Origin of the sequence: Peribacillus sp. NPDC096379 (assembly GCF_044762875.1) — a bacterium.
Lineage (GTDB): Bacteria > Bacillota > Bacilli > Bacillales > DSM-1321 > Peribacillus.
Genome location: NZ_JBIWFD010000001.1, coordinates 740,485 through 751,224, shown reverse-complemented (window position 1 = coordinate 751,224; position 10,740 = coordinate 740,485). Strand labels below are relative to the sequence as shown.

At 40.2% G+C, this 10,740-nt stretch carries 10 protein-coding genes; 3 read left to right on the top strand and 7 right to left on the bottom strand.

Annotated elements, in window-relative coordinates:
- Positions 1-13: 13 nt before the first annotated feature.
- Positions 14-985: a nuclease-related domain-containing protein gene (locus tag ACIQZI_RS03580; RefSeq protein WP_403069454.1), complete on the bottom strand. Its 972-nt coding sequence runs from the start codon at positions 983-985 to the stop codon at positions 14-16.
- A 201-nt stretch (positions 986-1,186) separates the two neighbouring features.
- On the opposite strand from ACIQZI_RS03580, the gene ACIQZI_RS03575 reads away from it, so the two are divergent.
- Positions 1,187-2,056, top strand: coding sequence for a hypothetical protein (locus ACIQZI_RS03575; protein ID WP_403069451.1), 870 nt, complete (start codon positions 1,187-1,189; stop codon positions 2,054-2,056).
- Here the strand turns inward: ACIQZI_RS03575 and secDF are convergent.
- Both secDF and ACIQZI_RS03565 read right to left on the bottom strand, forming a co-directional pair.
- Entirely contained in the window at positions 2,039-4,288 is a 2,250-nt protein-coding gene (gene secDF / locus ACIQZI_RS03570) for a protein translocase subunit SecDF (protein ID WP_403069448.1), read from the bottom strand. The two genes, ACIQZI_RS03575 and secDF, sit on opposite strands and share 18 nt — an antisense overlap.
- Before the next feature lie 260 nt (positions 4,289-4,548).
- Positions 4,549-4,851, bottom strand: a complete 303-nt coding sequence (locus ACIQZI_RS03565) for a post-transcriptional regulator (protein WP_403069445.1) — start codon at positions 4,849-4,851, stop codon at positions 4,549-4,551.
- Between the two features lie 147 nt (positions 4,852-4,998).
- Here ACIQZI_RS03565 and spoVB point away from each other — a divergent pair, with 147 nt between their 5' ends.
- Entirely contained in the window at positions 4,999-6,561 is a 1,563-nt protein-coding gene (gene spoVB, locus ACIQZI_RS03560; RefSeq protein WP_403069442.1) for a stage V sporulation protein B, read from the top strand.
- A gap of 17 nt (positions 6,562-6,578) precedes the next feature.
- Here the strand turns inward: spoVB and ACIQZI_RS03555 are convergent, their stop codons facing one another.
- A complete protein-coding gene (locus ACIQZI_RS03555) occupies positions 6,579-7,223 on the bottom strand; it encodes a DUF421 domain-containing protein (protein WP_403069439.1) in 645 nt (214 codons plus the stop codon).
- Between the two features lie 346 nt (positions 7,224-7,569).
- Between ACIQZI_RS03555 and ACIQZI_RS03550 the strand changes: the two genes are divergently transcribed.
- A complete protein-coding gene (locus ACIQZI_RS03550; RefSeq protein ID WP_062177259.1) occupies positions 7,570-7,935 on the top strand; it encodes a TIGR04086 family membrane protein in 366 nt (121 codons plus the stop codon).
- A 56-nt stretch (positions 7,936-7,991) separates the two neighbouring features.
- Here the strand turns inward: ACIQZI_RS03550 and yajC are convergent, their stop codons facing one another.
- The 3 genes from yajC to queA form a co-directional block, all read right to left on the bottom strand.
- Complete coding sequence (gene yajC, locus ACIQZI_RS03545) at positions 7,992-8,273, bottom strand: preprotein translocase subunit YajC (protein ID WP_403069435.1); 282 nt, start codon at positions 8,271-8,273, stop codon at positions 7,992-7,994.
- A gap of 38 nt (positions 8,274-8,311) precedes the next feature.
- Complete coding sequence (gene tgt / locus ACIQZI_RS03540) at positions 8,312-9,451, bottom strand: tRNA guanosine(34) transglycosylase Tgt (RefSeq protein WP_062177255.1); 1,140 nt, start codon at positions 9,449-9,451, stop codon at positions 8,312-8,314.
- Between the two features lie 225 nt (positions 9,452-9,676).
- Positions 9,677-10,705 (bottom strand): tRNA preQ1(34) S-adenosylmethionine ribosyltransferase-isomerase QueA, encoded by a 1,029-nt coding sequence (gene queA, locus ACIQZI_RS03535; RefSeq protein WP_062177252.1) that lies wholly within the window; start codon positions 10,703-10,705, stop codon positions 9,677-9,679.
- Positions 10,706-10,740 lie beyond the last annotated feature (35 nt).

Below are 10,740 nucleotides of genomic sequence, written 5' to 3'. Positions count from 1 at the left end.
TCCGTAATGATACTTATTCATCATGTTTGAGTTGATATGTAACAGCTCTTGATTTGCCCTCTTTAGGGAGGTTCATCGAGTTAAGGAGTTTTGCAGAAATCGATGCTGATGGTATTTCGAGAAAGTTGCGGAACTCCTTATTCGTAACTTTAGTATCAACAAGTAGTGCATAATCTTGGATTGATTCGATGTAGGCGTCATTTGATTGATAAGTACAATTATTACATCTCCACTTACCCATTAACTTTTCCATTGGCAGTGTAAAACAGATCGGACAATGAACACCGCTCATAAGTATTTCTTTTTGAACTTGATATTTCATTAATAGGTCTTGGTCAAGTGGTGTATGTGATCTCATAATTATTTTTGACACTTTCTTCATTGATTTATGTGTCAGAACTTCTTTTGAATATTTTTTCTCAAATACTTGAAAACTTTGCAGAAATTTTTCTTTATGGATCACCTTTTTTGTGATTTTGTGATTGCCCTGGGTAGTTTTAAGTTGAGTATAAGGATTGGAAAAAATAACAAGTGTTTCAATTGGAATTGGACCGAGTTTTTGGTCATGAAGATATTTCAGAAGATTAGAGCGGTGTTGTTCCACCTGCGAAACAGGATCCGGGAAGGTTTCCTCGACGTCCTGTTGGGTCGTTCGGATTAATTGATCAAACTGGGGATCAAAATAAACAGTGCCTGAATAGTTCTTCACTTCAAGAATTAAAGCAAAATTGGCGGTAAGAATTAAATAATCGAGCTGAAAAAAATGATGAAGAATCGGCAGTCTTAAATCATGAAAAATCAGATAATCTTTATTATTCAAAAAGGTTAAATAATAAACGAGCGACTGCTCTCCTCGAAACCCCGCCAAATACTTGCCATAATCATTCTCAATAATTGGCCTATTAGGATCTTCAAAAGGTAATCTTCGCAATAAAGCTTGCATTTTTCTTAAGGTCAGCGAAGGTCCACATTCTTTTATAAACAAAAAATCACTCCTTATATGTTAGTATCTAAAATCATTCGACAAAACCAAAGGAAATCCTACTCATTTTAGCAAAAACCTATCTAATCTTTACAAAAGAAGGTGAAAAATAGCCTAGTTAAGTATCGTATTGAACCTTTACGGGCCGCTATTTGATTTTGCGTGCCGGATTCGCTTCTTTACGTGCCAGTTCAGAAGGCTTTCATGCCGGAATGGACATGTTTCGAGCGCGATTTACGATTTGCGTGCCGCAGCCAGTTGAGGACGGGTACTTCATTCCAACCACCCCCTTTTATTACAACTTTTATAAAAAACCCCAAGCTTCATGATGTGCGGCGGGCAATTATTATGGGTGACATCACACACTCTTTTCCTTTTCATCCATTACGTGCCGCAAATCGAATTTGCGTGCCTGGCTCGTCTCTTTACGTGCCAGTTCGGAAGGCTTTCGTGCCGGATTGGAAACATTTCGAGCGCGCTTTACGATTTGCGTGCCGCAGCCAGTTGAGGACGGGTACTTCATTCAAACCACCCCCTTTTATTACAACTTTTATAAAAAACCCCAAGCTCCATGATGTGCGGCGAGCAATTATTATGGGTGACATCACACACTCTTTTCCTTTTCATCCATCACGTGCCGCAAATCGAATTTGCGTGCCTGGTTCGTCTCTTTACGTGCCAGTTCAGAAGGCTTTCATGCCGGAATGGACATGTTTCGAGCGCGCTTTACGATTTGCGTGCCGCAGCCAGTTGAGGACGGATACTTCATTCAAACCACTCCCTTTTATTACAACTTTTATAAAAGACCCCAAGCTTCATGATGTGCGGCGGGCAATTATTATGGGTGACATCACACACTCTTTTCCTTTTCACCCATTACGTGCCGCAAATCGAATTTGCGTGCCGGGCTCGTCTCTTTACGTGCCAGTTCGGAAGGCTTTCGTGCCAGAATGGAAACATTTCGAGCGTGCTTTACGATTTGCGTGCCGCAGCCCTATTCGATCGATTCACGACGAAAACAAAATAAAGGACCAGCATAATCGCTGGTCCTTCATTTTATACTTGTCCTTCTAGATTTTCTTTTTTAGCTTTTTCTGTGTTGAGTGTTCCTTTTTTCTTCAATTCTTTTGCTTTCAGGTCAAGCCAGAACTGAGAAGCGATGAAAAGTGAAGAATAGACGCCGCAAAGCATTCCGATAAGGAGTGCAAGTGCGAAGTTTTGGATAGCATCGCTGCCGAAGATTAACAATGCGACAACAGCAACAAGCACGGTTAATACGGTGTTGATGGAGCGTGTTAATGTTTGGCGGATACTGATGTTCGTAATTTCTTCAAGTTCTTCCACTGTCTTAATTTTCTTCTTATGACGCAGATTTTCCCGGATCCGGTCAAAGGTCACGATCGTATCATTGATCGAGTAACCGATGATCGTCAGTACGGCTGCGATAAAGGTTAGATCGACTTCTATTTGCAGTAAGCTGAATATCGTTATGATGAAAAAGGCATCATGTAGGAGCGCGATAACCGTTGGTACACCCATTCTCCATTCAAAACGAACAGAAACATACAAGATGATACCAAGCGATGCAATCAAGACAGCTTTCAAGGCGTTTTTCGCAAGTTCTTTACCGACTGTCGGGGAAACAGTGCTAACATTCGGCTCAGCTTTATATTTCTTTACGAAATGGCTCTTTAAGTCAGCAATTTCTTGTTTATCGAGAACCCCTTTTAGTCGGACAACACCTGTTTGATTATTTGCACCAGCAAGGACAATGTCTTCTGTCTTCAGTTTGAGAGAATCAAATTCGCCTTTGATTTCTTCTTTTGTTAACGATTGAGGTGAAGTCACTTCAATACGCGTACCACTGCTGAAATCAATGCCAAGATTCAAGCCGAAAACAAACAGGAAGATGATACCGATGATGGTCACACCAATTGAAAGCCCGTAAAATATTTTTCTTGTTTTAACAAAATCGAGTTTTTCAAAGCGAGTTGGCAAGTGATACAGATCCATTTTTTCAGCAAGATCATGAATATGTTTCTTGTTCACACCAAACCAGCCTGGGCGCTTGTTAAAGATATTGCTGTTCACCCACATGTTCATGAAGAAACGTGTTCCATAAACCGCTGTGATAAAGCTCATTAATATACTGATGATCAGCGTTGTTGCGAATCCTTTAACTGAGCTTGTCCCATAAAAGAACAATACGCCTGCAGCAATTAGCGTCGTTAAGTTCGCATCGAAAATCGTACTAAGTGAGTTTTTCGTCCCTTCAGCCACTGCTGCTTTCACCGAGCGGCCCAGTTTGATTTCATCCTTAATTCGTTCATATGTGATAATATTCGCATCCACTGCCATTCCTACCCCGAGAATCAAGGCAGCAATACCTGGCAATGTCAATACCGCGTTCATCCAATCGAACACTAGTAATGTTAAGAAAATATAAACAGCTAAGGTCACAACCGCAATGAAACCCGGGAAGCGGTAGTAGCCTAACATGAATACGAAAATAAGCAGAATGCCGATGATTCCAGCAAAAATGGTTTCAGTTAATGCCTGTTCACCGAATTGTGCGCCAACTGAAGTTGAATACACTTCTTTCAATTCAACTGGCAGGGAACCTGCATTTAATAGATCAGCTAGTTCTTTTGATTCTTTCACTGTGAAGTTCCCGGTAATTTGAACAGTATCTGTACTAAATACTTGGGAAACAGCAGGTGCAGAAATCATATTCTCCTGATTTCCTTTGATGGAATCTTTTCCTTCTTCAAAATCAAGCCAGATTGCTAAAAGATTCGTACCTTGAGGCATGGCTGAAATTTTTTGCGTCACTTCTTTGAATTTATTTTTATCTTTTAACGTGACAGATACAGCTGGTGTATTATTTTCATCAAAAGTTGGCTTTGCACCGCCTTCTTTTAAATCGGAACCAGTTAGCATCAATGTATCATTGTAATCGCGGAAAGAGAGCTTCGCTTGAGTCGATAGAATTTCTCGAGCTTTACTTTGGTCTTCAACACCAGGTATTTGCACGCGAATCCTATTATTCCCCTCAATCGAAATAACTGGCTCACTAACACCGAGGACGTTCACTCGTCGGTTTAAAGACTCTACGGTACTACTTAGTACATCTGGAGTAACTTTTTGATTTTCACCTGGTATTACTTCATACAGAACCTCGAAACCGCCTTGCAGGTCAAGACCGAGCTTAATATTACTTAAGATTCCTTTTGAAGTTGTGCCCATCGTCGCGATAATGAATAGTAAGATGAGAAAAAACGCAACGATTCTACTTCTTTTTACCATTGATTTGTGGACCCCTTTCTTTTACACGCCTTACCCAAAAGTTTCAGTGTTCGGTATGATCGGCATCCTTACAAAAGAAACGGGTTCTATCGAACAAGTTTCATCCTGTTCTGAGTTTGATGAAAAGCGTATAACATACCTAATCAGAAAACAGGCTTATAGCCATATTTTCCCATTAAAATTTCTAAATAATTGCAACACCATTATTATGAGACAATTACAAACTACTGTCAATTTAAGTTTATCCCTTTTACAAAACATTAATCTTTGAGCAATTGTTTCAACTCTTCACTTGATAAATCCTCAAACAAATTGGGCGCTGTATAAGCTTCTATCGTTTTATACGTCATGAATTGACTATTGGAGAGAGTCAAAATGTCTTGGACGATTTCATAAATACGTATGTCCGCATCCGGTTTCTTCCACTTTTTCAATACAAGACATTCCCATACTTCATCTTCGTTCACGTCATCTAAACCGAGCAGCCGTAATTCTTCCACTTTGTTACGTAAAACAGGCTTCACTTTTATAAAATAGCGCTGATAAGGATGTTGTTTTTCCATTAAAGACACCTCCACTGGGTTCATTTTTCCTTCGCCTTTTCTAATTTCCTAGGCTTTTTTTAGAAGACTAAGTCATGCTTTGTCCACATTTTCATATAGATAATTGTATATGATATTAGCTTTTTTGAGAAGGCAGGGATGAATCGCATGTCGAAATTTTTAAAAGGAACCCTCATTTTGCTTGGTGCGAGCTTGATTACGAGGATTCTTGGATTTATTAATCGAATCGTCATTGCCCGTTTCATCGGTGAAGAGGGCGTTGGTCTATATATGATGGCACTTCCGACCCTGTTCCTTGTCGTCAATATTACGCAACTTGGTTTACCTGTTGCGATTTCGAAGTATGTGGCAGAAGCGAATGCTAAGGGTGATGAACGAAAAGTAAAGAAAATCCTTGTTGTTTCAATTGCTTGCACGCTCACTTTGTCGCTGATTTTTACACCAGCTATGATTTTGCTTGCTCCTTGGCTAAGTCAGCAGCTTTTCACAGATGAGCGCACGGTATGGCCGCTAATGGCGATTGCACCCATTGTGCCGATTATCGCCATTTCATCGGTGATTCGCGGCTATTTCCAAGGCAAGCAAAATATGAAGCCGTTCGCATTTTCGCAAGTGATTGAACAAATTGCCCGAATTACCTTCATTGCTGTTTTGACGAAAGCGTTTCTGCCATATGGGATTGAATACGCAGCAGCTGGCGCGATGTTTGCTTCGATTATCGGTGAACTCGTTTCTCTCGTTTATTTACTTACCATGTTTAAAATAAAGAAACATTTTAAAATGCGCAAAAATTTCTTTTCCGTTTTTTCATCTGGAAAAAGTACATTTAAGGAATTGATGGGAATTGCCTTACCCAATACAGGAGGCCGCTTCATCGGCAATGTTGCATGGTTTCTTGAGCCAATTGTCGTTGCTCAAAGCCTAGCCATTTCCGGATTAACCGCATCAGTGGCTACAAAGCAATATGGGGAACTAACAGGATATGCCCTGCCTTTATTAATGCTGCCATCTTTTGTGACCGCGTCTTTAGCAACATCACTCATTCCATCGATTAGCGAAGCCCAATCGGTTGGTGATACCAAATTAATTGAGCGAAGACTTCAACAATCGATCCGAATTACTTTGATAACAGGTGCCCTAGCTGTAGTCGTTTTATTTGTCCTCGCAGAACCAATTTTACAAATTATGTACGGATCTGATAATGCGGCTGTTTTCATTAAATTTTTAGCGCCGTTTTTCATTTTATTTTATTTTCAAACGCCACTGCAGTCGATGCTTCAGGCACTGAATTTGGCAAAAGCTGCGATGGTAAACAGCTTAATTGGTTCAATTATCAAAATTGCAGCCATTTGGTTTCTCGCTTCTAAAGAGAGCTTCGGCATCATGGGTGCCGCAATTGGAATTGCTGTGGGCACTGTATTAGTCACGTTCCTACATTTCACGACTCTTTTAAAAATTATTCCGGTTACGATTCATCTTCGTTTATATGCATCTACCGTATTGATTACACTGCTCTCAGGATTCTGTGGACATTATTCTTATTTTACCTTGTTCGCTTCTCAACCTTTGTTACCACGACTATTGATTTCATGCATTAATATGGGAATCACGTTCGGCATTCTTCTCCTGCTCCTTGGAGAAGTAAAGAAAGCCGAACTCCAGCGGATTCCAGTTATTGGCCAAATGCTTGCAAAATTTGCCTGGCGCTGAAAAAAATGCGCGAGGCTTTATTTTTCATCAATAAACAATTGACCGTCAACATAGCTGCAAAACGAGATGAGATTAATATCCGTATAGCCCTTTTGCTCAATCTGCTTCATCAACCATTCGGGAGATTTGTTAATGTATTTTAAATTAGATGTTAGTAATTCACCATCAAGAATGAGCGGAAAAGGACCTGTTTTATCCGACTTTTTCACTTGTTTTTTTTCGATCACAGATAGCTCACCTGACGTTTCTAATATTGCATATTCAACATCACTAACACTTAGAATATTTTGAGCTCTCAGCTGCATAAGCAAATCATCGAAATTATAGCGTTGACTTTTCATGGCTGCTTCATCTATTTTCCCTTTATTCACAATGAGTGTCGGTGAGCCGTCGATGATTTTTCTTGCCTTTGGACTTTTTAATGATACAATGGCTAAAATAATTTGGATAATCAATAGGATCAGCATGGGCAAAACGGTATACATAATCGGTTTATCAAAATTCTCAATTGCCAAGACCGCCATTTCGCCAATCATAATAAAAATAACTAAATCCAACACACTCAATTCCCCTACTTCTCGCTTCCCCATTAATCTGAAAATCAAAAGAATGAGCAAATAAATGATAATTGTGCGTAAACTTACCGTTAAATAAACGTTCATGAACTAGGCCCCCAATCATTACAATCTCTTTTAGGATAGCCCTAAGGTCTTAAAATTATTTATGACCATTGAGTATAATAGTGCGTGTTTAAAAAGATGGATAAAAAGAGCCGAGCAGTTCTGCGAGCGATGGTCTTAAGGATCGGAGAGACAGACCGACGAAGAAATTCGATAGCTATTTTTACCGGACTTTTTGAACAGCCTCTCTCTAATGGTTGTTACAATTTTCATTTCCTTCTTCTGGTCTAAAACTAAGGTCTATCGAATATGCTTGTACAAAGACATCCAGGCCTATTTAAGACTTGAGTCATTTTGAAGGGGGAGGAGTACAATCGAAACAAGAAAAATGGGGACTGCAATTTTGCATGGAGTGGGCGTCATTTTTATATTAGTCATTCTTTTCAGCTTCATTTTTGCAATGATTCTGCGGTTTACGAGTGTTACGGAAAGTTCACTCACTTATATTATTATGGCACTTTCTTTTATCACATTGTTTATTGGTGGCTTTGTTTCAGGTGGCAAAGGGAAAAAACAAGGGTTGCTGTTAGGTAGTGGAACAGGGATGCTTTATGTATTGATTATTCTAATGTTCCAATATCTTGGTCATGACTCACTATTCTCCCTGAAGCAATGGATTCATCAAGGCTGCTTCGTTGTGACCGCGATGATGGGCGGCGTTCTTGGGGTGAACATGAGCTCCTCACAAACGTAAAACATAATAACCAAAAGAAAAACGGTTCCACATTGGAAACCGTTTTTTCATTCTGATTATACGAGTTCTTTTTCCGGAGCGCTTTCCTTTACTTCACGGATTGCAGAACGTTCGAATTTCAGTTTACTTCCATCTGTCGCTTTAATGACAGCTGTTGCATCTTCAATACTATCAATTGTCCCATGGAGGCCGCCGATTGTTACGACTTTGTCCCCTCTTTTTAAGCTTGATTGCATCAAATTAACCGCTTTTTGTCGCTTTTGGTTTGGACGAATCAATAAGAAGTAAAACAGAACAAACATTAATACTAATGGTAATATTCCACCTAGACCTTGCATACTATCTCTCCTTTCTGAATAATATCTATTTTGTTGAGTTAGAAATTCCTAGCATTTGGCTTATTAAAACCGTATTGCTCAAAAAATTCTTCTCTAAAGTCTAACAATCGATCTTCGCGGATCGCTTGTCTGACTTGCTCCATTAAGTTTAACAGAAAATGAAGGTTATGGTAAGTAGTTAATCGAATTCCAAACGTTTCTTCACATTTAATTAAATGACGAATATAGGCACGGCTGTAATTTTTACAAACATGGCAATCACAGTTTTCATCGATTGGTCCGAAATCACGCGCATACTTCGCATTTTTCACAACTAACCGACCATTACTTGTCATTAAAGTTCCATTACGAGCAATCCTCGTTGGCAGGACACAGTCAAACATATCAACCCCGCGAATCGCACCGTCAATTAATGAATCCGGTGAACCAACACCCATTAAGTAACGAGGCTTGTCACTTGGCAATAGCGGTGTCGTAAATTCGAGCACACGGTTCATAATATCTTTCGGTTCACCAACAGATAAACCACCGATTGCATAGCCAGGGAAGTCTAGTGAAACAAGATCCTTTGCACTTTGTTTACGCAAGTGTTCGTATTCGCCACCTTGGACGATTCCGAATAACCCTTGATCTTGTGGACGCTCGTGAGCGTTTAAGCAACGTTCAGCCCAACGCGACGTACGTTCAACCGATTTTCTCATATACTCTTCAGTTGCCGGGAATGGTGGGCATTCATCAAACGCCATCATAATATCAGAGCCGAGCGCATTTTGAATTTCCATCGCTTTTTCTGGACTTAAGAAAAGCTTGTCCCCATTCAAATGATTTCGGAAATGAACGCCTTCTTCTTCAATTTTTCGGAAGTCGCTTAAACTGAATACTTGGAATCCGCCAGAGTCGGTTAAAATAGCACGGTCCCAGTTCATGAATTTATGCAGGCCGCCCGCTTCCTTAATAATTTCATGACCCGGACGTAGCCATAGATGGTACGTATTACTTAAAATAATATTGGCACCCATTTGTTTTAAATCTTCTGGTGACATCGTTTTTACAGTTGCCATCGTTCCTACTGGCATAAATGCTGGCGTTTCATAAGAACCGTGTGGTGTATGAACAATTCCTAGTCTCGCACCACTTTGTTTACAAGTTTTAATATGTTCGTAACGTATTGCAGTCAAAAGCAAGAACTCCTTTATTTTTAAAAATTTTTATCCCGCATTAACGGGCAGTAAGACCCCCACCTCAAGGCTTAGAGGAATCGAAGAAGCGTAGGTGGGAGACAACTGCCCGTAAAAGCCCGATTGGTTCAACTAACAATCAGTGGGGATGCTCCCCCACTGATTGAAGGTTCACTTTATCCCGGTTTAACAGTCTGTAATCCCTCGACTGATGGTCGTTTCACTTTAGATAATCAACATCGCATCGCCGAAACTGAAAAAGCGGTATTTTTCTAAAACGGCTGTTTCGTAGGCGTGTAACACATGTTCTCTACTCGACAGCGCACTGACTAACATGATCAGTGTTGATTTTGGCAAATGGAAATTGGTAATCATGCCATCAATCCCCTTAAACTCATAACCCGGGTGAATGAAGATACTCGTCCAACCACTTTCTTCTTGAAAAACACCATCATGACGCGATGCGATCGTTTCCAGTGTTCTAGTTGACGTAGTGCCGACTGTAATAATCCTTCCACCATCTGAACGAACTTGATTCAAAATCTGTGCTGTATCAGCCGTCATTTGATAAAATTCCGAATGCATATCATGGTTGTCGATATCGTCGACACTCACTGGACGGAATGTACCTAACCCGACATGCAATGTGATAAACGCAACATGAACGCCCATCTCTTTGATTTTTTCCAAAAGCTGCTCGGTAAAATGCAGGCCAGCTGTAGGAGCTGCTGCTGATCCCCGCTCCCTGGCAAAGACGGTTTGATAGCGGTCCTGATCATCCAGTTGTTCTTTAATATAAGGCGGCAATGGCATCGTACCAAGCTCATCCAACACTTCGTAAAAAATCCCTTCATAGCTAAAATCAAGGATTCTTCCGCCATGCTCAAGCACACCTGTGCAAACGGCTTTAAGCTTGCCATCTCCGAATACAATGACAGACCCTTCTTTAATCCGTTTTGCTGGCTTAACAAGCGTTTCCCATGAATCATTATCTTGCTGTTTTAACAGAAGTACTTCTATCTTCGCACCTGTACCATCTTTACTACCAAATAATCTTGCTGGAAGAACTTTCGTATCGTTCAATACGAGGCAGTCTCCTGGGTTCAGATAGTTCGTGATTTGCTTAAATGTTTCATGCTCGATCTCACCAGTCTCTTTATTCAGCACCATTAATCGGCTTGATTCACGGTCTAAAAGCGGAACTTGTGCAATCAATTCTTCTGGTAAATGAAAATCAAATAAATCTACTTTCAACTTTTTCACTTCCTAAATCATTAAATCATTCTCTA